Origin of the sequence: Actinokineospora sp. HUAS TT18 (genome assembly GCF_051364635.1) — a bacterium.
Classification (GTDB): Bacteria; Actinomycetota; Actinomycetes; order Mycobacteriales; family Pseudonocardiaceae; genus Actinokineospora.
This window is the reverse complement of sequence record NZ_CP195645.1, coordinates 6,079,501-6,101,981: the sequence shown is the minus strand read 5'-3', so window position 1 is coordinate 6,101,981 and position 22,481 is coordinate 6,079,501. Positions and strand designations below refer to the sequence as shown.

General features: G+C 71.1%; 22 protein-coding genes and 1 other RNA gene. 4 read left to right on the top strand and 19 right to left on the bottom strand.

The genetic code is table 11. The features are described 5' to 3' along the window. The first annotated feature begins 7 nt into the window (after nt 1–7). A complete protein-coding gene (gene pip / locus ACSHT8_RS28410; protein WP_436494107.1) occupies nt 8–955 on the top strand; it encodes a prolyl aminopeptidase in 948 nt (315 codons plus the stop codon). Here the strand turns inward: pip and ACSHT8_RS28405 are convergent. The 12 genes from ACSHT8_RS28405 to rnpB form a co-directional block, all read right to left on the bottom strand. Next, a complete protein-coding gene (locus ACSHT8_RS28405) occupies nt 945–1,700 on the bottom strand; it encodes a helical backbone metal receptor (RefSeq protein ID WP_436494106.1) in 756 nt (251 codons plus the stop codon). The genes pip and ACSHT8_RS28405 overlap by 11 nt on opposite strands. After that, the gene (gene npdG, locus ACSHT8_RS28400) at nt 1,693–2,361 is read right to left on the bottom strand and encodes an NADPH-dependent F420 reductase (RefSeq protein WP_436494104.1); all 669 of its coding nucleotides are present in this window, start codon (nt 2,359–2,361) and stop codon (nt 1,693–1,695) included. Before npdG ends, ACSHT8_RS28405 begins: the two co-directional genes overlap by 8 nt. Beyond that, entirely contained in the window at nt 2,358–3,770 is a 1,413-nt protein-coding gene (locus tag ACSHT8_RS28395; protein ID WP_436502210.1) for an RNB domain-containing ribonuclease, read from the bottom strand. The genes npdG and ACSHT8_RS28395 overlap by 4 nt, the downstream gene beginning before the upstream one ends. Before the next feature lie 174 nt (nt 3,771–3,944). Next, entirely contained in the window at nt 3,945–4,145 is a 201-nt protein-coding gene (locus ACSHT8_RS28390) for a hypothetical protein (RefSeq protein WP_436494102.1), read from the bottom strand. An 80-nt stretch (nt 4,146–4,225) separates the two neighbouring features. Beyond that, nucleotides 4,226–4,711: a hypothetical protein gene (locus ACSHT8_RS28385; RefSeq protein WP_436494100.1), complete on the bottom strand. Its 486-nt coding sequence runs from the start codon at nt 4,709–4,711 to the stop codon at nt 4,226–4,228. 9 nt (nt 4,712–4,720) lie between these two features. Beyond that, on the bottom strand, nt 4,721–5,722 hold the full coding sequence (locus tag ACSHT8_RS28380) for a C40 family peptidase (protein ID WP_436494098.1): 1,002 nt from the start codon (nt 5,720–5,722) through the stop codon (nt 4,721–4,723). Between the two features lie 4 nt (nt 5,723–5,726). Beyond that, the gene (locus ACSHT8_RS28375; RefSeq protein WP_436494096.1) at nt 5,727–6,347 is read right to left on the bottom strand and encodes a hypothetical protein; all 621 of its coding nucleotides are present in this window, start codon (nt 6,345–6,347) and stop codon (nt 5,727–5,729) included. A gap of 3 nt (nt 6,348–6,350) precedes the next feature. Beyond that, a complete protein-coding gene (locus ACSHT8_RS28370) occupies nt 6,351–8,339 on the bottom strand; it encodes a magnesium transporter (protein ID WP_436494094.1) in 1,989 nt (662 codons plus the stop codon). 73 nt (nt 8,340–8,412) lie between these two features. Further along, nucleotides 8,413–11,322 (bottom strand): ATP-binding protein, encoded by a 2,910-nt coding sequence (locus ACSHT8_RS28365; RefSeq protein WP_436494092.1) that lies wholly within the window; start codon nt 11,320–11,322, stop codon nt 8,413–8,415. Further along, nucleotides 11,306–11,731, bottom strand: a complete 426-nt coding sequence (locus ACSHT8_RS28360) for a hypothetical protein (RefSeq protein ID WP_436494090.1) — start codon at nt 11,729–11,731, stop codon at nt 11,306–11,308. The genes ACSHT8_RS28365 and ACSHT8_RS28360 overlap by 17 nt, the downstream gene beginning before the upstream one ends. A gap of 20 nt (nt 11,732–11,751) precedes the next feature. Beyond that, complete coding sequence (locus ACSHT8_RS28355) at nt 11,752–12,045, bottom strand: hypothetical protein (protein WP_436494088.1); 294 nt, start codon at nt 12,043–12,045, stop codon at nt 11,752–11,754. Nucleotides 12,046–12,393: 348 nt separating this feature from the next. After that, an RNA gene (rnpB, locus tag ACSHT8_RS28350) (RNase P RNA component class A) lies at nt 12,394–12,777 on the bottom strand. Nucleotides 12,778–12,950: 173 nt separating this feature from the next. Between rnpB and ssuE the strand changes: the two genes are divergently transcribed. Further along, nucleotides 12,951–13,496: an NADPH-dependent FMN reductase gene (gene ssuE, locus ACSHT8_RS28345; RefSeq protein ID WP_436494086.1), complete on the top strand. Its 546-nt coding sequence runs from the start codon at nt 12,951–12,953 to the stop codon at nt 13,494–13,496. On the opposite strand, the gene ACSHT8_RS28340 is transcribed toward ssuE, so the two are convergent. From ACSHT8_RS28340 to ACSHT8_RS28320, 5 genes are read right to left on the bottom strand one after another with little or no spacing between them, the layout of a single operon-like run. Beyond that, complete coding sequence (locus ACSHT8_RS28340; RefSeq protein WP_436502209.1) at nt 13,493–14,566, bottom strand: bifunctional RNase H/acid phosphatase; 1,074 nt, start codon at nt 14,564–14,566, stop codon at nt 13,493–13,495. The two genes, ssuE and ACSHT8_RS28340, sit on opposite strands and share 4 nt — an antisense overlap. Before the next feature lie 2 nt (nt 14,567–14,568). Further along, nucleotides 14,569–15,306 carry a zinc ribbon domain-containing protein gene (locus ACSHT8_RS28335; protein WP_436494084.1) on the bottom strand — a complete coding sequence of 246 codons (738 nt, stop codon included), beginning with the start codon at nt 15,304–15,306 and terminating at the stop codon, nt 14,569–14,571. Further along, on the bottom strand, nt 15,303–16,139 hold the full coding sequence (locus tag ACSHT8_RS28330; RefSeq protein ID WP_436494082.1) for a Nif3-like dinuclear metal center hexameric protein: 837 nt from the start codon (nt 16,137–16,139) through the stop codon (nt 15,303–15,305). Before ACSHT8_RS28330 ends, ACSHT8_RS28335 begins: the two co-directional genes overlap by 4 nt. Beyond that, nucleotides 16,136–17,200, bottom strand: coding sequence for an Rv2231c family pyridoxal phosphate-dependent protein CobC (gene cobC, locus ACSHT8_RS28325; protein WP_436494080.1), 1,065 nt, complete (start codon nt 17,198–17,200; stop codon nt 16,136–16,138). The genes ACSHT8_RS28330 and cobC overlap by 4 nt, the downstream gene beginning before the upstream one ends. Nucleotides 17,201–17,225: 25 nt before the next feature. Next, nucleotides 17,226–17,414 (bottom strand): hypothetical protein, encoded by a 189-nt coding sequence (locus tag ACSHT8_RS28320; protein WP_436494079.1) that lies wholly within the window; start codon nt 17,412–17,414, stop codon nt 17,226–17,228. 16 nt (nt 17,415–17,430) lie between these two features. Here ACSHT8_RS28320 and ACSHT8_RS28315 point away from each other — a divergent pair, with 16 nt between their 5' ends. Continuing rightward, nucleotides 17,431–17,880 (top strand): low molecular weight protein-tyrosine-phosphatase, encoded by a 450-nt coding sequence (locus tag ACSHT8_RS28315; protein WP_436494077.1) that lies wholly within the window; start codon nt 17,431–17,433, stop codon nt 17,878–17,880. A 34-nt stretch (nt 17,881–17,914) separates the two neighbouring features. Here the strand turns inward: ACSHT8_RS28315 and ACSHT8_RS28310 are convergent, their stop codons facing one another. Next, nucleotides 17,915–19,567, bottom strand: coding sequence for a choice-of-anchor B family protein (locus ACSHT8_RS28310; RefSeq protein WP_436494075.1), 1,653 nt, complete (start codon nt 19,565–19,567; stop codon nt 17,915–17,917). 164 nt (nt 19,568–19,731) lie between these two features. Further along, nucleotides 19,732–21,384 (bottom strand): choice-of-anchor B family protein, encoded by a 1,653-nt coding sequence (locus ACSHT8_RS28305; RefSeq protein ID WP_436494073.1) that lies wholly within the window; start codon nt 21,382–21,384, stop codon nt 19,732–19,734. Nucleotides 21,385–21,608: 224 nt separating this feature from the next. Between ACSHT8_RS28305 and ACSHT8_RS28300 the strand changes: the two genes are divergently transcribed. After that, nucleotides 21,609–22,373, top strand: a complete 765-nt coding sequence (locus tag ACSHT8_RS28300) for an SURF1 family cytochrome oxidase biogenesis protein (protein WP_436502208.1) — start codon at nt 21,609–21,611, stop codon at nt 22,371–22,373. Nucleotides 22,374–22,481 lie beyond the last annotated feature (108 nt).

The window sequence follows — 22,481 nt, the reverse complement described above, 5'->3', positions numbered from 1 at the left end:
GAACGCCATGGATGTCCTGTACCCCGCGATCGAGCCGCACGACTCCGGCATGCTCGACGTCGGCGACGGGCACCACGTGTACTGGGAGGTCAGCGGCAACCCCGCGGGCAAACCCGTCGTCGTCCTGCACGGCGGGCCCGGTGCGGGCACGAACGCCATGCAGCGCAGGCACTTCGACCCCGCCGCCTACCGGATCGTGCTGTTCGACCAGCGCGGCTCGGGCCGCAGCACGCCGCACGTCAGCGATCCGGCGACCGACCTGGCGAACAACACCACCTGGCACCTGGTCGCCGACATGGAGCGGCTGCGCGAGCACCTCGGCATCGACCGCTGGCAGCTGTTCGGCGGCTCGTGGGGCGCCACGCTCGCCGTCGCCTACGGCCAGACGCACCCCGGGCGGGTCAGCGAGATCATCCTGCGCGGCGTGTTCCTGTTGCGCCCCAGCGAACTCGACTGGCTCTACCGCGGCGGCGCGGGCGCGCTCTTCCCCGAGGCGTGGGAGGACTTCCTGTCGCTGGTCCCCAGCGGGGCCGACCCGTTGCACGCCTACCAGGCGATGATCACCGACGCCGACCCCGCCGTGCGCGCGCGGGCGGCGCTCGCGTGGAGCAACTGGGAGGGCGCGGCGGTGTCGCTGGTGCCGAACCCGGCGCTCGTGGCGCAGTACGCCTCGCCCGGGTTCGCGGTGCCGTTCGCGCGGATCGCGCTGCACTACTTCGTCAACGCGGGCTGGCTCGACGACGACCAGCTGATCCGGGACGCGGGCAAGCTCGCGGGCATCCCCGGCCGCATCGTGCAGGGCCGCTACGACGTGGTCTGTCCGCCGGTGAACGCGTGGGAGCTGCGGCAGGCGTGGCCGGACGCGTTGATCCGGCTGCCGATCGCGGGGCACGCGGTCACCGACCCAGGCATCCTGGAAGCCCTGCGCGAGGCCACGGACGGGTTCAGGGACTGAGCGCGGACGCCAGGGATTCGCGGGCGTCGACCAAAGACGGGCCGTACCAAGTCAGGTAGCGGCCGATGACCAGCACGGACCGCTTGCCCGGAAACGCCTCCGGCCCGTCTGTCTCAGTGAACTCATAGGGCTCGTCCGGCAGCACGACCAGGTCCGCGGCGGTCGCGTTCAACTCGGCCAAGGAAGGCCGCGGGTACCGCTCGGCGTGCTCGGCGTAGACATTCGCCACGCCCAGGCGCCGCAGGACGTCGCCTGCGAAGGTGTCGCGGCCGATCACCACCCACGGCTTGCGCCACACCGGGATGACCGCCGTCGCCCACACCGGCTCGACGTGGTGCCAGGCGGCCTCGGCGGCGGGAAGCCAGTCGGGCTCGGTCATGCCCAAGCCCTGCGTCAGCAGCCTGCGCGTCGACGCCAGGCCGGCGGGCACGCTCTCGGGCGCCCGCGTCACCCAAACCGCGACTCCGTTGGCGCGCAGCCGTTCGACGTCTTCCGGGCGGTTCTCCTCGGAGTTCGCGATCACCAGGTCGGGCCGGAGGTCCAGCACGGCGTCGACCGTCGGGTACTTCGAGCCGCCGACCCGCGTCACGTCGAGGTCAGCGGGATGCGTGCAGTAGTCCGTGGCACCGATCAGCAACTCCGGCGCGGTGGCCGCCACCGCCTCGGTCAGCGACGGCACCAGGCTCACGACCCGCGACGGCCGACCGGTCAGCGGGACCGGTTCGCCGAGGTCGTCCTCATACATCGGTGACGCGGATCCCCGCGTGCGCCTTGTAGCGTTTGTTGATCGCGATGAGGTTCGCGGTGAACGCCTCGACCTGGTGGGCGTTGCGCAGCCTGCCGCCGTAGATCCCGCGCGTGCCGGGGATCGCGTCGGCGAGCGCCCTGACCACATCGGTGGCCTCGCGGTCGTCGCCGAGCACCAGCACGTCGATGTCCATTTCGGACACCGACAGGTCGGCGAGCAGCACCGCCGAGACGTGATGGAACGCCGCGGTCACCCGGGATTCCGGCAACACCAGGGAAGCCTGCTGTGCCGCGCTGCCCTCCTCGACCGGCAGCGCGAACGGGCCCTGTTTGTCGAAGCCCAGCGGGTTCACGCAATCGATGACGATCTTGCCGGTCAGCTCGGCGCGCAGGGATTCCAGCAGTTCGCGGTGGCCGTCCCAGGGCACGGCGACGAGCACGACGTCGGCCGCGGCGGCGCAGCCCGCGTTGTCGAGACCGGAGATCGCCGTGACGCCCGCCAGCTCGCGCAGCTCGGCGGCCGCGGCCTCGGCGCGGTCGGCGGCGCGGGAACCGATGACCACGGTGAGCCCCGCCTTGGCCCAGCGCAGCGCCAGGCCGCGGCCCTGCGGGCCGGTCCCGCCCAGCACGCCGATCTTGAGCCCGCTGATGTCCGTCACGCCTTGTCCTCCACCCGCTCGAACTCCACTCGACGCTCCTCGACCACGGCTTCGGTCAGCCGCACCCGGATCGTCCCGCCTTCCGGCATGTTCTCGCCCGGACACCGGCCAAGGACCGGCGGCTCGGCGATGAAGATCTCCGCCGCCGAACCCTCCGCGCGCAGCACGACCGCGTCGAACTCCTGGCCGATGTGGTCGCTGAGGACCCACGCCTCGACCTGGTCGAGGCACGCGCGGTCGACCTTGCTCGCCAGGCTGTCGGAACCTTCCATCAGGTCCGGCAACTCGGGCAGCGCCGCGCGCACCCACGCGGGCACCTCGGCGCCCGCGCACAGGGCCAGGCAGATCTCCGTGCCGAACCGGTCGACCAGCCTGCGCAGCGGCGCGGTGACGTGGGCGTAGGAGGCGGCGATTCCCGCGTGCGTGCTCAGCTCCGGGGCCTTGCCGTCGAAGACGGTGTAGCCCGCGCCGCGCAGCAGGCGGGTGGCGTCCATGAACAGCGCCAGCGCCTCGGGCCGAGATGGGTCGAGGCCCGCGAGCACCTCGGCGGCGGTGGCGTCCTGCGGCCACTCGATGCCCAGCACGTCCGCCGACCGGCGCAGCCAGGCCAGCGCGCCGTCGTCGGGGTCGGGCAGGGTGCGCAGCACGCCGACCCCGGCGTCCAGCATGATCTTGGCCGCGGCCATGCCGGTGAGCAGCGAGATCTCGGCGTTCCACGCGTCGACCTTGGTGCGGGGGCGCAGCACGAGCCGCCAGCCGCCGTTGTCGTCCGGCTCGACTTCCTGCTCCGGCAGCTGCAGCTCCACCGCACCGCGCTTGATCGCGTGCTCGCGGCGCAACTGGCCCAACTCGGGCAGGGCGGCGATGGACGGGTGCTGGTCGCCCCGGTCGACCGCGGCCTGGACGGTCTCGTAGTCGAACCGCGCGACCGACCGGACCCAGGCGCGGCGGACCGTCGCCGAGGTCGGCTCGCCGTCGGCGTCGAGGTCGATCGTCCACAGCGCCGCCGGGCTGGTCTGGTCGGGCAGCAGGCTCGCGATGCCCTCCGACAGCACGGTCGGGTGCAGCGGCACGTTGCCGTCGGGCAGGTACATCGTCTGGCCGCGGCGGCGGACCTCGGTGTCGAGCGCGCCGCCGGGAACGACGAACGCGCCGAGGTCGGCGATCGCGTAGTGCACGCGGAAGCCGTCCCCGACGCGTTCGATGCACATCGCCTGGTCGAGGTCTTTGGCGCCTGGTGGATCGATGGTGATCAGTGGCAGATCGGTGGCGTCCTCGCGGTCGCCCTTCGGCCCTTCGGACACCGCCTGCTCGGCCTCGGCCAGCGCCGCGGCCGGGAACTGCTTGGGCAGGCTGAAGTCCTCGCGCACCCGGCCGAAGTCGACCTCGGCGCCATCGGTCCCGATCACCCTGGAAGTCACGACCGAACCCTACCCAAGAGCGGGCGAATCAGTCGTTGTGTCGGCCGCACACACCCGGCAACCGCCGCCTAAGGGGAACGTGACGGCGCCGGACCACGGTGCGCTCGCCAGCGCAACGTGGTCTCGCAGGGCGACCGAGCGTAAAAATTTCGGGGAGGCGGACTAGTCGTCGTCGCCTGACCAAGCTTTATCAGCCTTGTCGGCGGCTTCGGTGCGTTCTCGCGCGATCTGCAAGGCGCGTTCGGCGGTCGCGCGGTCGGGGTACGGGCCCAGGCGGTCGATGGCGCGGCCGACCTCGCCGTGCTCGACCTGCCCGGTGCGGGTGTTGTAGTACCAGCCAGGATCCGGATTCGGGTCGCTCATGACGCCCCCTCGTAAACTCGGTGTCGCTCGCAGGCGCCCTGTATCAATGATTCGCTCGCAAGCTCGCTCATGTATTCCACTTAACCCCAGTGCGGCTGCTGCCGCACCACCGGAAACCCGCGCGGCGGGGTGTCCTGGTTGGCGTTCGCGTGCTGGCTGGGGATCGGGTCGAGGCACGACACCAGGACCTCGTGCCGTTCCGGGTCGTCGATCCGCTTGCCATTGCGTTCGCGGTAGACCAGTTCGCCGTCGACGTCGATCTCCACGATGCAGCCCACCTCGGCGAGCTGGTCCTCGTCGAGGTCGACCAGCCGTTCGCGGCGGGACGGCACGACGCGGTACTCCGGCCACTGCAGGTGCGCGTACACCTGGTGGAACTCGTGCAGCAGGTGCGCCATGGCCTGCTGCCACGGCAGCGGCATGCCCTCGGCGAGGCCGCGCGGCAGCACCGCGTAGCCCTCGCTGATGCCGGGCCGCGGACCTGCGTTGAGGAAGTCGCGGATGGGGGTGCTCGACGTGGGGGGACCGACGTGCCGGGGCAGGGGCTCCGACGGGTACATCGACATGGGTTCTCCTCAGACGCCCGGCCGGACGGCCTGGTTGACCAGTTCGCCTTCGGTCCACGACACCGACCTGATGTGGACCGGCACGCCGCTCTGCTGTGCCTCGACGATCTTGCCGTCGCCGAGGTACATCGCCACGTGATGGATGGTGCGGGGATCGCGTTCGTCGTACGCCCAGAACAGCAGGTCGCCCGGTTTGGCCTGCTCCACCGGCAGCAGCGCGCCCGCCCGGTACTGCTCGCGGGACGTGCGCGGCAGGGTGATCCCGGCGTTGCGGTATGCCTGCAGCATGAGGCTGGAGCAGTCGTAGGAGTTCTGCTGGTTGGTCAGCGCGCCCCACACGTACGGCTTGCCCTGCTGGCCGAGCGCGAACTGGATGGCCGAGCCCGCCGCGGCCGACGGCGGCAGCAGCGGGCCCATGCCCTGGCCGCAGCCGGTCGCGTCGACGACCTGGCCGAGTTCGCCGATGAGGTGGCTGGCCATGGCCTCCCACCGGTGGTACCGGTCGGGGAAGGCGGACCGCTCGACGTCCTGCGCCGACTCGCCCGGGCGCTGGTTCTCCCAGCCGGGCACCTTGAGCAGCACGTCGTAGAACTTGTTGACGGCGTAGGTCGGGTTGGTGACCTCGGCGGGCGATCCCCAGCCCATCGACGGGCGCATCTGGAAGATGCCCAGGGAGTCGCGGTCGCCGTAGTTCAGGCTGCGCAGACCGGACTCGGTCATGCCCGCCTGGATCGCCACCTGCCACGCGCGCGGCGCGAGGCCGCGCTGCTTGCCGATGGAGATGATCAGCGCGACCGTGCCGCGCTGCTCGTCGGAGAGCCTGCCCGCGTCGCCCGCGCCGCTGCCCGCCGGTCCGGTGGAGGCCGGGCCCAGCGCCGCGTTGCACGACAGCGAGGTCGCCTGCAGCGCGTCGGCCTGCTGGTCGTTGCTCACCACCGCGAGCACCCCGGTGGTGATGGCCGTGACCAGGCCGACCACCGCGACAGTGCCGATGATCACCGCCCGCCGCATGGTTTCAGTCCCCCCGCTCGTAGTTCGCCACACGCCAGCCCTGGTCGGTGCGGATGACCGTGATCCGCAGGACTCCCCCGTCGGTCGGCACCTCCGTCTCGACCGACTTCTCGAACGACAGCTTCACCACCGGCGGGCCGGTGACCTCGGAGGCGGGCACGTTCGCCGGGTCGACCTTGGCCATGACGGCCAAGTACTCCTCGGTGGTGTACGGGCGCAGCCGGTTGAGCCACTGCTCGGCGGTCGTACCCTCCGGGTGGTCGACCCAGGCGTGCGCCCAGCGGGTGGCGGTGTCCAGCGCCTGCGGGGCGGCGGGCGCCGACGACGGCTGCTGGGGTGGCGAGGTGAGCCGGGTGGGCAGCGACGTGGGCGCCCCCGACTGGGGCGGGTTGCTTGGCCTGCCTGGCGCCAGCCCGCCCGTGGGTCGGGTCGACGAGGTGCTGCTCGCGGCGGCGGCGGCCTGCTGGTCGTGCTTGCCGGTCAGGCGCGGGATGACGATGCCCGCGGCGGTGATGACCACCGCCGCGACGCACGCGGCGATGATCAGGTGCCGGGGCGAGCGCATCGGCCAGCCCCAGAGCTTTCGGTAGACCGCGGCGCGCCCGCGGTTGGTGCGGATCGGCACGGCCTACCTCACCACCGCGTCTGTTCCGCGCGGGCCGTCGTTGAGCGGCATCCGGCGCGGCGGCTCGGCGACCTCCAGGCCCCTCGACGGCCGGTAGACCACGTGCACGGGCCTGCCCGCCACCATCTCGACGTCGGCCACCCGCGGGCTCGCGGCGACCGGCTCCGGGGTGTGGAACTCGGTCGAGACGCGCGACGGGATGACCACGGCGTCCTCGCCGCGGTCCCAGCCGCGGTCGGCGACGGGGACGGTGTCGACGACGCGGCTGCCCGCGCGCACGATCGCCGCCGGTCCGCCGCGGCCGGGCGGCCGGGAGCCGGGGCTCACCGTCTCGCCGTCGATGCCGGGCCCGATGCCGGTCGGCCCGGTGCCGATGGCCGCGCGCGGGGCGCCGATGGCGGCGCGCTGGGTGTCCATCCGCTGGGCGGTCGCGGTGACCGGGTTGCTGGCCTCGGGCCGCGGCCTGCGGCCGCCCGAGCGGACGAGCGCGGTGCCGTCCTCCTGCTCACCCTCGCGGACCGTCTCCCAGAAGTTGTCCTGCGGGGTCGGGCCTTCGTGCTTGTTGCGCCGGAAGCGGGAGAAGATCCCCGCGCCCGCCGCGGGCATGCTCGCGCCCGCCGCGCCGACCGACATCTCCAGCATCTGCCACATGCGCCGCATCGGGCGGCCCACCAGGAAGAACACCAGGGTGACGATCGCCGCGAGCAGCATCTGGGTGAGCAGGGAGAGCTTGGCCTCCGGGGAGAAGATCATCTCCAGGAACTTGAAGTGGATGCCCGCGAGCATCGCCAGCACCAGCACGTTGAGCACCACGGCGCCGACCGCGCGGCCGACCTTGCGCAGGATGTCGTGGTGGATCAGCGCGACCAGGCCGATCACCGGGGCGGCGAGGGCCAGGATGCGCAGCAGCAGCTGGGCGAGCAGCACCGAGAGCTTGGCGAACAGCTGGAACAGCGAGTACACGATCGACTGGAACAGCGCGAGCAGGCCGGAGCCGGTGCGGCTGCCGTCGGTGCCCTTGAAGTAGCCGGTCGCCGGGCCGAGCTCGGTGGCCAGCTGCTGGTAGTCGCGCTTCTTCTCCTGCTCGGCGTTGTTGTCCGCGTCGCGGCCGTCGATCAGGTCCTGGCGGGTCCACGCCTGGTCGTTGAGCAGCCTGCGGGCGAACTCCTTGGCCTTCGGGTCGTCCGGGCTGCCGAACTCGCCGCGCTGCCAGTTCTCGTAGACGACCTTGTTGTGCAGCTGCGTCGGCAGGATGTGGCGCACGACCCGGTCTTCCTCGGGGTCGACGAAGCCGCCCTGGATGCCGCTGGTGGTGCGCACGATCAGGTCGTCGATGCGGTCGTAGTTGCTGACCAGCACCATCGATGACGCCGCCAGCCACATGCCCGCGAAGGCGAACAGTGCGCGCTTGCTGACCGTGGCCAGGTCGCCCTTCCAGATCTGGCGGAACATCAGGATGGCCAGCACCAGCATGAACACGCTGAACAGCTGGGTGTAGAGGTTGTTGAAGACCCCGTCGGCGGCCTTGCCGATCTGCTCGTTCAGCCCGCCGAGCACACCGCCGTTGAGCAGCGTGTAGTGCAGCGAGTTGGTGGCGCCGACGATGTTCTTGGCGATGTTGAACAGCTCGTTGCCCGCCCACGTGTCGATCGTGGCGCCGGGGTCGCTGACGCCGTTGGGCACCAGGCCGCCGCACGACTCGTCGTAGACGTGCCAGACCAGGCCCGCGTAGCCGTAGACCTGGTAGGGGCTGTCGGCCTCGCCGTTGCCCTGCGGCGGGTCGAGCGCGCCGACCATGCCCGCGCCGGGACGCTCGGGGTTGGGCACGCAACTGGTGTCCTGGGCCATCGCGGGGGTGCCGAGGACCGCTTGTAGGCCGATGATGCCGATGACGGCCACCATCGTGAGGCCCTTGCGGGTCAGAGGTGATCTTTTCCGCCGCCGCGCCGCGATGAGCAGCGTGGCGGCGACCACCACCAGGAACGTGATCATGTGACGTCCACCAACCTCGCTGAGCTCGGGCTACCGGGCACTCGCTTGATCAACTTAGCCAACCTCGCGGCCTTCATGCCGCGTCCTCACGACCGCGTTTCTTTTCCTTCGGTTCCGGGTCCGGGCTCGGCTCGCCGAGGTAGTCGTCCTCGGTGAGCCCCAGCTCGAACTCGGCGGCGCGTTCGAACTCCTCGTCGCTGGGCATCGTGGAGCCGTCGACCGGATCGGGTTCCGGCAGCGTCGGCTCGGGGGCGGAGATGGGGGCGGGCGGCAGCGCGGCTTGGCGGGCCTTGTCGCGCATGGCGTCCGGGGTGGTGTCCATGACCCCGCGCAGGTGGTCGAGGTGGGCGCCGGAGAGGTCGATCCGGATGCGCTCCACGCCGCCCGCGCCGTCGCCGAAGATGAACTGGCGGGGCGCGGTGTCGCGTTCGACCAGGCCGCGCTGGACGCCGGGGCGGCGGCCCAGGCTGGCCACGACCTGCTCGTAGCCCGCCGCGACCGGCACCTTGAGCAGGCGCAGCGCGTCGGACTGGGCCTGGTCGTCGTCGAGTCGGCCGATGAAGACCGAGTCGAGCAGCGCCACGAAGCCCTGGATCTTGAGGAAGTCGGCCGGGATCTGCGAGGAAAGCAGCACACGGACGTTCCACTTTCGCGAGTCACGCGCGAAGCGGTTCATCAGCACGCGGCCGGTCGGGACCTCGGAGAGGAAGAACGCCTCGTCGATCCACACGCCCTTGCGCATGTCCTTGGGCCGGTCGTAGATGGAGCGCTGGGTGAGCCAGGCGGCCAGGTTGAGCATCTCCACGCCCAGCGCCTCGGCGTCGGTCCAGTGCTCGCGGCCGACACCGTCCTTGGGCAGGGTCAGCCCGGCCATGGTCAGCACGGTCAGCCGGTCGTCGCGCTGCTCGTCGTAGGGGTCGGCGCCGCGCTCGGGGATGAGCAGCGACATGCGCTCCTTCATCTCGTCGAGGAAGTCGGCGACCACGACGGCGTGCTCGTGGTGCTCGCTGGCGTCGCGGCGCAGCGCGTCGAACACCAGGCTCGGGTCGGCGTCGGCGCGGCCGCCGACGGTGCGCACGGCCCGCAGCAGCACGATGCGGCTCTGCGGGAGCCGGGCGACCTCGTAGGGCAGCAGACCGGACAGCACATCGAGCACGAGACGGCGACGGGTCGCGGCGGCCAGCGCCTTCTCCCGGCGCCACGCGCGTTCGGGGTCGTCCTCGTCGAGGAAGTGATCAAGCTTGGGCTCGGCGACCACGCGGTACGGGTTGAGGATGCCCGCCTGGGCGTTGAGCAGGTTGATCGGCCGCGCGTAGGGCCGCAGCTCGGGCAGGTCGCACAGCCGGGCCAGCGGGCCGGACGGGTCGAGGATCGTCCAGTGCGCGCCCGCGCGCAGCGTCTTGTAGACGATGCCGCCGCCGAGGAAGGACTTACCGCCACCGAGGCCCGCGACCATCGCGGTCAGGCCGGACGAGTCGCGGATCTCCTGGGCCATCCACGGGTCCCACGCCACCGGGCGGCGGGTCGCGGTGCAGGTCTCGCCGAGCAGGATGCCGCGCCGGTCGCCGACCTCCGCGGTCGCGGTCGGCACGGCGCTGGCCGCCCACACGACCGAGCCGCGGCGCAGGTAGGCCGCCGAGGCCAGCGGCTCGCCGGGGATGAACTCCCTGGCCATCGCGTACTGGGCCTCGGGGTGCTCGATGGCGACCTTGGGCTTGTAGAGGTCGAGCAGCTGCTGGGCCAGCCGCAGCGCGTCGCGCTCGGTCGGGCCGGACACCGCCAGCCGCCACCACGAGCGCACCCGGGTGGCCAGCGCGGTGAAGCCCGACGTCATCTCGTCGTCGATCTCCAGCACGCGGCTCGCCTGCCGGGCCAGCGACTGCGGCGGCTCCAGCTCGTGTTCGTCGGTGTAGTGCTTGACCTGCGAGCGGACCTTGTTCATCTGCCGCTGCAGCTCGCCCTGGACCTCCTCGGGCCGACGCACGTAGATGCGCGCGGACCACTCCACTGAGGCGGGCAGCCGGTCGGCGCGCTGGACCCACGGGTCGTCGATCTCGGGGATCTGCAGGCCGTGCATCATGCCGACGGTCAGCACCGTGACGTGCCGGGCGACACCGGCGTTGGAGCCGGTGCGGCCGCGGACGGTGACCGTCGGGGAGTACGGGTCTTGATGGAAGTCGGCGGCGTCGGTGAAGCTGGCGAGGTCCTCCGGCTCCCACGCCGCGCCGGGCACGGCGGGCATGTTGCGCGGGGCGGGCAGGCCCAGCGAGCACGACCGGTGCATCAGCCAGGACATCTCCTCGGCGGTGACCGGGCGGCCCTCCAGTCCCGCGGAGCCGATCACCTGGTCGAGGTGCTCGACCTCGGACTCGATGGCCAGCAGCTCGGCGTCGACCGCGTCGGGGAAGACCTTGCGCAGCAGCGGGGCGGCGCGCTCGACGGCGCGGTCCATGACGTTGCGGGTCTGCACCTGGACGCCCAGGTAGACCTCTTTCTCCGCCATCGAGCGGCCCATGAGCTGCTGCTGCTCGCCGACGAGGTAGTCGTCGAACGAGAGCGCGCCGGGGACGTCGGGCAGGCGGTTGACCGCGTTGTGCACGTGCGCCTCGGCCCACATGCGGATCGGGTACGGCCGCGTCGTGACCCGCAGGTGCATCCAGCGGCCCGACAGCTCGGCGTACTGGCCCGCGATGGCCGCGATCAGGTCTTGGCGCTGCGAGTCCGACCGGAACGACCAGCGCTGCGGGGCCAGCCGGTACCAGGCGTAGACGTCGGAGCCGGTGCGCAGCAGATGGCCGTCGATGCTGCGCGCGGCGATCTCGGGTGTGTAGGCGGGCAGGCTCTGCTCGCCGGGGAGCCGCTTGCCCCGCTTGCGCGCGGCGGCTTGCTCGTACTTGGCGTGCCTGCCGCCCGCCCGGTCGTGCGGGTGTCCCGCCGGGTACGACGCGAGCGCTTCCGGCTCACGCTTACCGCGTCCGAACACCGCTGACCTCCCTGTAAGTGGTCCTGTATGAGCCCGGCCGCTGACGGCGGCGGGGCAGTTCGGCGCGCACACGCACGGTCGCGGCGCTGGCCGCCCCGCCTTGGCCCTCGGTGACCTCGCGGGGGGCGGTGACCTCACGGACCCACATGTTCAGCACCGCGCCCAGCGGGCGCTCATGGCTGATCCGGGAGCAGATGAGCATGGTCAGGCCGATGGTGCCGACCATGCCCCAGGCGAACGACCAGAACAGCCCGATCCCCATCTTGCGCAGCACGGTGAGCACGATCAGGAAGATCACGGTGCCGACGCCCCACGCCACATAGCGGGCGCGCCAGGGGAAAGTCGCCTTCGGCGGGCCGAGCCACACGGCGTCGACCCGGTACACCTCGTCGTCGGTGCGTATCCGCACGTCAGTTCACCCGGCCCAGATCAACCGGTGAACAGGCTGGCGATCCAACGCCCGATGCCCTCACCGGCGTTGGTGACCGCGAGGCCGATGATGGCCAGCGCCACGATGACACCGCCGAGCCTGCGCATGACGCCCGCGTTGTCGCCCTTGCCGCCGCCGAGCCACAGCAGCAGCAGCGCGACCACGAGCAGGAGGAGGGGGATGACGTTGTCGAGGATCCAGTTCTGCACCCCGCCGGTGCCGACGTTCGTCGGGCCGGGTTGCGGCTGCTGCTGGGCGAGTTCCATGAGTGCGGACAGGGTCGGGGTGGTCATCTCGATCTCCCAAGTGCGCCGTGCTGGCCGGGGCGGCGCGACAGTTCTGTGCTGTGCCCCCAGCAGCATCGCATGGGGAGCACATGATTGTCATTACGAAGGGTAGCTGGTGTGCTGCGTTCCGTAGATCGACTCGGCCCGTGTCCTCCGCCGCGGGTGTCCGCCGAGCACACCCATCATCGGGGGAAACGGGCTGCTCACACTCGATGACCACCCGAATTTCCTAGTCCGCGCCGTCATTCACCCTCCTGCGCCCCACTCTTCACTGAGGGTGTGACATTTCACAGGTCAACTTCTGGCGCGTCTTCGGCGAAGTTACTCCGATCGGTGTATGGAACCTGTTCAGGGCGGGCGAGTCGCCCATAAGCCGGATTCTGTCCCCGGGCCCGAGGGTCCGGGGGGCGACCATCCATCTAGGCCTGCCGTCGCCGACAGGCTCGTGCGGCCTACCCGCAGACTCGGGCGGGCAGCCCTCGAACGTCTGCGCAGGAGCCCGGAGGCTCCCTCTTGGCCTTGCTCCGGGTGGGGTTTACCTAGCCGCCGCGGTCACCCGTGGCGCTGGTGGTCTCTTACACCACCGTTTCACCCTTACCTGGCTCACACCAGGCGGTCTGTTCTCTGTGGCACTTTCCCGCGGGTCACCCCGGGTTGCCGTTAACAACCACCCTGCCCTGCGGAGTCCGGACTTTCCTCGAGGGTGGATCCCACCCCCGCGGCCGCCCTGACGACTCGCCCGCGACTCAAGGATACGGAGGCGGCCCCGCCCCGGCCCCGGCGCCCGCCGATCTTGCGCACAGGGTGCGTGCTCGGCGCGTCCTCTGCCTTGGCACTCCCAGGGTGTGGACGCCGTTTGAGCAGGTCCCGGGGTCCTGATCTACTCGGAAGGGAGACCGAGGAGGTGCGCGATGGCGTCGGTGGTGATCATCTCCGGCAGCCCGTCGGCGGACGCGCGGGCGGGGATCCTGGTGCGCCACGCGGCGGCCGGGCTGCGCGGGGTGGGGCACACGGTGCACACGATCGCCGTGCGCGACCTGCCCACGGTGGCCCTGCTGTCGGAGGACGTGGAACACCCGTCGATCAAGTCGGCGATCGAGCTGATCGGCCGGGCCGACGGCGTGGTCGTGGCCAGCCCGATCTACCGGGCGGCCTACAGCGGACTGGTCAAGTGTCTGCTCGACCTGCTGCCCGCGGGCCTGCTGGCCGGCCGGGTCGTGCTGCCGGTCGCGACCGGCGGCACCCAGGGACACGTCGTGGCGATCGACTTCGCGCTGCGCCCACTGCTGGCGGCGATGGGGGCCACGGACGTGCTGCCCGGCCACTTCGTGCTCGACCGGCTGATCGCGGGCGAGGAAGAGGGCGGCTACCTGCGTCCCCTGGCCGCGGCGGCCCTGCAGGAGACGCTGGCTGGCTTCACCCGGGCACTGTCCTCGCCGATCGCCCTGACGGGTTAGTTCTCCAGGTGTGAGGTGTCGTTGACGAGCCGGACCGACGCGTTGCCGTCCGGGTAGAACTCGACCAGCGACAGCGACGCCAGGTCCAGGTGCAGTCGGAACAGCAGCGACGGCCCCACGTCCAGCCCCATCCGCAGCAGCGACTTGATCGGCGTGACGTGGCTGACCACCACGATCGTCGTGCCGCCGTAGCGCGCGATGATCTCGTCGCGGGCTTTGCGGACCCTGCGGTGGACCGCGTCCATGCTCTCGCCGCCCGGGGCGGGGATCGAGGTGTCCGACAGCCAGCTGGAGTGCAGGTGCGGGTCCTTGGCCGACGCCTCGGCGAAGGTCAGGCCCTCCCAGGCGCCGAAGTCGGTCTCGATCAGGCCCTGGTGGGTGGTGACCTCGCCGCCGGTGGCCGCGGCGACGGCCTCGGCCGTGCGCAGCGTCCGCGTGAGCGGGGAGGCGATGATCGGGGTGGCCGCGTCGACCTGCTTGGCGACCCGCGCGGCGGCGGCCTCGGCCTGGGCCTGGCCGACCTCGGTCAGCGGGACGTCGCCGCGGCCGGAGTAGCGGCGGTCGACCGACATCGCGGTCTGGCCGTGCCGCAGCAGCAGCAGGCGGGTCGGCTCGCCCTGGGCGCCGGTCCAGCTCGGCGGGGCGGTGACGGGCGCGGCCTTCGGCTCGACGCCCGCCTGGCGGTCCATGGCCTCGTTGGCGAGCCGGTCGGCGTGCTTGTTCTGCTCGCGCGGGATCCAGTCGAAGTCGATCTCGCGGAAGGCCCGGGCCAGTTCTCTGGCACGGGTGGCCAGCGGCTTCATCGCCGGGTGCTTGACCTGCCAGCGGCCCATCATCTGCTCGACGACGAGCTTGGAGTCCATCCGCACCCGGACCGACTCGGCGCCGAGCTCGGCCGCCGCCTCCAGGCCCGCGATCAGGCCCTGGTACTCGGCGACGTTGTTCGTCGCGACGCCGATGCCCTCGGCGCGCTCGGCCAGCACGGCGCGGGTGTCGGCGTCGAGCACGACCGCGCCGTAGCCCGCGGGGCCGGGGTTGCCCCGAGACCCGCCGTCGGCCTCGACGATCACCCTCACAGGCCGGACTCCGCGGTCCGCACCAGGATCGCCCCGCACTCCTCGCATTCGAGGACCTCGTCGGCCGGGGTCTCCTTGATCCGGGAGATCTCGCGCCGGTCGAGCTCGATGCGGCACGCACCGCAGCGGCGGGCGCGCAGCAGCGCGGCGCCGATGCCCTTCTGCTTGCGCCTGCGCTCGTAGACGGCCAGCAGGTCCTCGGGCATGCCCGCGAGGACCTTGGCGCGGTCGGCGGCGCGGCGGGCCTCGGTGGTGCCGATGTCGGTCAGGTTCTCGTCGCGGCGGCGCACGGCGTCGGCGAGCTTCTCCTCGGCCTTGGCCAGTTCGACGCCCGCGTGCTTGCCGTCCATCTCGACGGCCTCGCGGCGCTCCATCAGCTCCAGGAGGTCGTCCTCCAGCACGCCCTGCCGCCGCTCCAGCGTGGCCAGCTCGTGTTCGAGGTCGGTGAGCTGCTTGGCGCCGATGGTGCCGCCCGCCATGAGCCCGCGGTCGCGCTCCTCGCGGGCGCGCACCGCGTCGATCTCCTTCTCCTGCCTGGCCACCTCGCGGTCGAGGTCGTCGAGCTGGGTCTGGATCGCGACCTGGGCGTCGCGCCTGGTCTGCACGGCCTTCTCCGCCTCGGTGATCTCGGCCAGCTCCGGCATGGTCCGCCTGCGGTGGTCGGCACGCGAGAGCTCGGCGTCCACCTCCGCGAGGTCGAGCAGACGGCGTTGGACAGCGGGATCGGCTTTCACCCGGTGAACCTCCCGGTTCGGGTCGGCGCGCCTGCGGCCTGGGCGGTCCAGGGATCGGTGCGGAGTTCGGAGACTGTGACGTCGACAGTAGCGCCGAGGGCGGCCCGCAGGACCCCCGCCGCCTGCTCGCACCACGGCCACTCGCTGGCCCAGTGCGACAGGTCGACGAGCGCGGGTCCGCCTGCGGCCAAATGCTCGCTCGCGGGGTGGTGGCGCAGGTCGGCCGTGACGTAGACGTCGACGCCCGCCGCGGCGGCCGTGGCCAGGTAGGAGTCGCCCGCGCCGCCGGACACCGCAACGGTCTCGACGCGGCGGTTCGGGTCGCCCGCGGCCCGGACCCCGCCCGCGGTGGCGGGCAGCGCGCGGGCCACCCGCTCGACGAACACGGCGAACGGCTCGGGCTGGTCGAGGGTGCCCACGCGGCCGATGCCGGTGGTGCCGTCGGCGTTGGGGGTGAGCGGACCGGTGACCTTGAGCCCGATGGCCTCGGCCAGCGCGTCGGACACCCCGGGGTCGGCGGAGTCGGCGTTGGTGTGGGCGCAGAACAGGGCGACGCCCGCGCGGACCATGCGGTGCACCAGCGAGCCCTTGGGGGTGTCGGTGCCGACGCCGTGCACGCCGCGCAGCAGCAGCGGGTGGTGGGCGACGATCAGCTGGGCGCCCGCATCGATCGCCTCGTCCACTGTGGACTCGGTGGGGTCGACGCAGACGTGGACCCTGGTCAGTTCGTCGGCCGGGTCGCCGCAGACCAGCCCGACGGCGTCCCACGGCTCGGCGAGCGCGGGCGGGTAGGCGGCGTCGAGCGCGGCGATCGCGTCGGCGACGGTGGTCACCGGGTCACCTCCACGGCGAGTTCGGCGGTCAGCGCGGCGAGCAGCGGCGCGCACTGGGTCTGGTCGCGCACGGCGATCCTGAGGTGGTCGGGGCCGAGGCCAGGGAAGGTGTCGGCGCGGCGGACGGCGATGCCCCGCCTGCGGAGCCCTTCGCGCACGCGTTCGCCGTGGGGCACCTTGATCAGCAGATATGGCGCGGAAGCGGGCTCGTTGACCTCGATCCCGAGGTCGCGCAGTGCCGTGGTCAGCTCCAGCCGATGTTCGGCGATCTCGACGGCGCCGCTCTCGCTGTGCAGGAGCGCGCGGGGTTCGGAGCACGCTTCGACGGCTTCCAGCACGAGCGTGCCGACCGGCCACTGTGGACGGTCCACGCCGAGCCCGGCCAGGAGTCCGGGCGCGGCGAGCGCGTAGCCCGCGCGGAGGCCGGGGACGGCCCAGGTCTTGGTGAGACTGCGGAAGACCAGCAGCCCGGGGGTTTCCGCGTCGTCGGCGAGGGACTCGGGTTCCCCTGGCACGGCGTCCATGAACGCCTCGTCGACCAGCAGGACCCGGCCGGGCCGGGCGAGCGCGCGGATCGCGGCCCTGGGGTGCAGAGTCGAGGTCGGGTTGGTCGGGTTGCCCAGCACGACCAGGTCGGCCTCGTCGGGGACGCGCTCGGGGTGCAGGGCGTAACCGTCGGCCGCGTCGAGCTGGACCCGGTGCACGGGCACGTCCGCGGCCCGCAGCGCGACCTCGGGCTCGGTGAACGAGGGATGGATCAGGGCGGCCAGCGTCGGGCGGAGGCGGGGCAACAGCGCGAAGCCCTCGGCGGAACCGTTGAGGATCATGACGTGGTCGGGTTCGCGGCGGTGCCGGGCGGCCACGGCTTCGCGCGCGGCGAGGTCGTCGGCGGCGGAGGGGTAGGTGCCGAGCCGGTCGATGGCGGCGGCGAGGCGGTCGCGCAGCCACTCGGGCGGCCGGGTGCCGCGCACGTTCACCGCGAAGTCGAGAAGCCCCGGCGCGGCGTCCACGTCGCCGTGGTGCCGCAGGAGGGCGTACTCGTCGGATCCGCTGCTGGTCATCGCCGGGAATCCTAGTCGGACGCGGTCAGTCGACCAGTACTGCCAGGCCGTTCTCCCGCAGCCACCGCGCCGCCCGCCGCTGGGCCAGTTCGTCACCGGTCCGCAGCACCAGGTGCTGCTCGACGGCCTCGGCGATGCGCGTCATGGTGCGCTCCCGCTCCGAAGGCGGCAGGGTGTCCAGCCGCTCCGGGGACCACCATGGCAGTTCGTCCACGCCCTACGCTCCCGTCGTGCACATCTGCTTCGTCTGTACTGGCAACATCTGCCGCTCCCCCATGGCGGCCCTGGTCTTCGAGGAACAGCTGCGGCGGGCCGGGCTGGCCGACCGCGTGCGGGTGACCAGCGCTGGGACCGGCGCGTGGCATGTCGGGGAACCCGCCCACCCCCGCACCGTCCGGGTGCTCGCCCGCAACGGCTACCCCACGGCCCACCGGGCGGCGCAGGTCGACGATAGCCACCTCGACGCCGACCTGCTGGTGGCGCTCGACGAGGGACACGCCAAGGCGCTGCGGGGGCTGGGGGCCACCGAAGTGCGGCTGCTGCGGGAGTTCGACCCCGCCGCGGGCGCCGACCTCGACGTGCCCGACCCGTACTACGGCACGCAGGAGGACTACGAGCAGGTCTACGCCATGGTCGAGGCGGCTTGCGCGGGGTTGATCGACTGGGTCAGGACGCGCTGAAGGGCCGCCCCCGCGCGGGGGCGGCCCTTCAGACTCACACGAACGACAGCTTGAAGTTGTCGATGTAGCCCGTGTCGTAGCGGGCCACGTCCTGCACCTTGAGCTTCCAGGTGCCGTTGGCGACCTCGGTGGAGGCGTTGACCGTGTACGTCGCGATCACGTTGTCCGCCGAGTCGTTGGCCGAGGAGTTCTTCAGCCGGTAGGCCGACCCGTCCGGGGCGATCAGGTCGACGACCAGGTCACCCCGCCAGGTGTGCTTGATGTCGACGTCGACCTTCAGCGTCGCGGGCGCGTTGCCCGGGACACCCGTGACGGCGATGTCGCTGGTCACCGCGGCACCCGCGTCCGGGATGTTGACGTTGTTGCTGTTCTCGAAGACGCGCGGCGGGACCTCCGGCGTCAGGTTCGGCCGGACCACGAACAGGCCCTGCTCGATGCCGTTGACGATCACGTTGCCGCTCTTGAAGAACGGGTAGTTCGCCCACGTGCCGTTGAAGCCGACGCCGTCGGACGACTCGTAGATGTCGAAGAACGCCGCCTCCGTCAGCTGGTTGTTCGCGACGTTCTTCACGTCGAGGATGCGAAGGCCCGAGCGGTAGTTCGACTGGTAGGCGTAGTCACCGACGACGAACATCTGGTGGTCGATGGCCTCGACGGTCGAGTTGTACGTGCCGGTCATGCGCGGCGCGGTCAGGCTCGACATGTCCCAGATGTAGGTCTTGGCGCGCTTGTCGGTGCTGTTCTGCTCGTCAAGTTCGTCGTCGAGCAGGAAGTGGCGCTTGTCCTTGGTGAACCAGCCCTGGTGGACGTACTTCGCGCCCGTGTAGGTGGTGCGCGAGAGCTGGACCGGGCTGGACTTGGTCGTCACATCGACGATCGTGAGGTAGTCCTCGTTGGAGTTCACGCAGATCTCGCGGCCGGTGTAGCGGGTGTCCGGGCCGTCGTAGGTCACGCAGTGGTTGTCGTGGACGTAGCCGTCCTGGGACACGCAACCGGCGTTGACCGGGTTCTTCGGGGTGCGCACGTCGATCATGTGCGAGCCGCCGCTGCAGGTGTTGGAGCCGTTGGCGTAGACGTAGCCGGTCTTCGGGTTCGCCGTGATCGTGTGCGCCGGGCCGAAGCCGGTGTAGACCTTGTCGGCGGTGAACGTCTGCGGCGAGGTCACCGTGCGCAGGCGGGTCAGGTCGAAGACCTGCATGCCGTGCCCGGTGACGAAGTCGGCCACGATGAAGGCGTGGTCGGCGTAGACGTCGATGTCACGCCAGCTGCTGGTACCGCCGTTGGACGGCAGGTTGCCCAGGTACACCGGGGACGAGGCGTTGGTCACGTCGACGAACGACGTGCCGTTGCTGCGCCCGACGAGCGCGTACTCCTTGTTGTTGGTCGGGTCGGTCCAGCCCCAGATGTCGTTGCCGCTGCCGCCGCCGATGGTGGACATCGGCAGGTAGCTCATCAGGTCGACGTTCTTGCAGGGGTACTTGTCGGCCTTGCCGTTGACGCACGCGACGGCCGCGGCGTTGCCGGTGATCGGCGCGCGCCGGTCCGGCGGCTGGAGGTCGGCCATGAACTCGCTGATCGCGGCCTGGCCTTCCGGGGTATTGGGGTCGTGCGCCGCCGCGGGGGCGTTCGCCGCGGCGAACACCGCCGCGGCGGCGACGACCATCACTGCCAGGTTTCGATAACGCACAGGATGCTCCAACTGGGTGCAGGGACTCCAGATTCGCGAAAACACTGAAAAGACAGCGCCTTCGCCACACGGTATCCATCGACCCAATTGCGGCAAACCCGCCGAAAGCTGGAAAGTTCCCGGCGGGGATTGCCATGTGCGCTATTCGAGATATGTGAACCGGATCAGAACTGCAGGCTCCACGCGTCGATGTAGCCGGTGTCGTAGCGGGCGACGTCCTGGACCTTGAGCTTCCAGGTGCCGTTGGCCACCTCGGTCGACGCGTTCACCGTGTAGGTGGTGATCACGTTGTCCGCGGAGTCGTTGCCGCTGGAGTTCTTCAGCCGGTACGCGGTGCCGTCGGGCGCCACGAGGTCGATGACCAGGTCACCGCGCCACGTGTGCTTGATGTCGACGTTGACCTTGAGCGTCGACGGGGCGTTGCCCGCCTGGCCGGTCACGGTGACGTCGCTGGTCACCGCGGCGCCCGCGTCCGGGATGTTGACGTTGTTCAGGTTCTCGAACTTCCCGCCGGTGGGCGGCGGCGGGGTCGCGCCCAGGTTCGGCTTGACGACGACGAGGCCCTGCTCGATCCCGTTGATGACCACGTTGCCGCTCGGGAAGTACGGGTAGGTGCTCCACGCGCCGTTGAACTGCGCGCCGTCGGCGGCCTCGTAGATGTCGAAGTACCCGGCCTCGGTGAGCGAGGCGCTCGCGACGTTCTTGATGTCGAGGATGCGCAGGCCCGCGCGGTAGTTGGCCTGGTAGACGTAGTCGCCCTTGACGTACATGTTGTGGTCGATGGCCTCGACCGGCGAGCTGTAGGTGCCGATGTGGCGCGGGGCGTCGAGGTCCTGCAGGTCCCAGATGTAGGACTTGGTCTTCTTGTCGGTGCCCCGCGACTCGTCGAGCTCGTCGTCCATCAGGAAGTAGCGCTGGTTCTCGGTGAGCCAGCCTTGGTGGGAGTACTGCGCGCCGGAGTAGCTGGTCCGCGAGATCTGCACCGGGCTCGACTTGGTGCTCACGTTGACGATGGTCAGCGTGTCCTCGTTGGAGGAGAAGCAGATCTCCTTGCCCGCGTAGTCGGCGTCGGGGCCGTTGTAGACCACGCACTGGGTGTCGTGGGTGTAGCCGTCCTGCGACACGCAGCCCGCGTTGACCGGGCTCTTCGGGGTGCGGATGTCGACCATGTGCGGGCCGCCGGAGCAGGTGTTCGACCCGATCGCGTAGGCGTAGCCGGTGGCCTCGTTGATCGCGATGTTGTGGGCGGGGCCGAAGCCGGTGTAGAGCTTGTCGGCGGTGAACGTCTGCGGCGAGGTCACCGTGCGCAGGCGGGTCAGGTCGAATACCTGCATGCCGTGCCCGGTGATCGCGTCGGCGACGATGAACGCGTGGTCCTTGTAGACCTTCATGTCGCGCCAGGTGCTGCTGCCGCCGTTGGACGGCAGGTTGCCCAGGTAGACCGGCGCGGTCGGGGTGCTGATGTCGATGAACGAGGTGCCGTTCGTGCGGCCCGCGATGGCGTATTCCTTGCCGTTCGTCGGGTCGGTCCAGCCCCAGATGTCGTTGCCGTTGCCGCCGCCCATGTTGCCCAGCGGCAGGACGCTGAGCAGGTCGACGTTCTTGCAGGGGTACTTGTCGGCCTTGCCGTTGACGCAGGGGACGGCCGCGCCGGTGACGGCGGCGCGACGGTCCGCGGGCTGATAGTCGGCCATGAACGCCCGCTGCGCGGCGATGCCTTCCGGCGTCGTCGGGTCGTGAGCTCCCGCGGGGGCGTTGGATACCGCCGCCACGGCCGCGATCAGCAGCAGCGCGCCGCCAATTCGTCGAAACCTCATAGTGCTCCTCAAGGAGTTACCCAGCCCGGTGACGGGCTGGGCGCAGGGTGGACTCCCGTCGGAATCATTTCCAGGGGGACGCTGATTCCGACTGCCACAGTTAACCTGCGCGTTGATTGCCCTGGCACGGGCGAACGGGGGCAGTTCCCGGCAGAAATTCCCATTTGCCGGTTGACCCGCCTGATCAGGGGCTCGGGCGGCCGGCTTACCGTTGTGGGGTGAAGATGCTGCTGCGGCCGGGCTGGCTGGCGCTGGCGTTCGTCGTGGTCGGATTCGCCACGACGTGCTTCACCCTGCTCGCCCCCTGGCAGTTCACCCGCCACGACGAGCGCTCCGCCACCAACTCCGCGATCCAGTCGTCGTTCGACGCCACCCCGGTCCCGATCGAGTCGGCGTCCGGCGAATGGCGGAAGGTGACGCTGGCCGGTACGTACGTGCCGGAGGCCGAGGCAGTGGCCCGGCTCCGCACGGTGCAGGGCGCGGCGGCGTTCGAGGTGCTGACACCGTTCCGGCTGAGCAGCGGCGCGGTGGTGCTGGTGGACCGCGGCTTCGTCCGCCCGGTGGAGGGCGTCAAGGTTCCTTCGTTCGCGGCGGCCCCGACCGGCCCGGTTTCGCTGGTCGCGCGGCTGCGGGTCGATGAGCGGGACCCGCAGGGGCGGCCCGCGTTCGAGGAGGACGGGCGGACCCACGTGTACGCGGTCGACTCACGCGCGGTGGCGGCCGCCTCGGGGCTGACGATCTCGGGTGGGTACGTGCAGTTGGAGGAAGGGTCGCCTGGTGTGCTCGGCGCGCTTCCCCTGCCGCAGTTGGACGCGGGCCCGTACTTCTCGTACGCCCTGCAGTGGATCGCCTTCGGCGCGATGGCGCTACTCGGCCTGATCTACTTCACTTGGCGCGAGATCAAACCCGGCGGCGCGTTGCGCACCGAGGCGCCGCGGCGCCGATCGGTAGCCCAGATCCTGGCCGACGACGAAGCCCACGCGAACTAGCGCGCCGACGGCCACTCCGTGCCGAGGTCGCCGCGAAGGTCCGCGAGGTAGGCCCGAGCGAGACGCGCGACTCCGGCCTCGCCCAGCGCGTCGACGGCCATCGAGCAC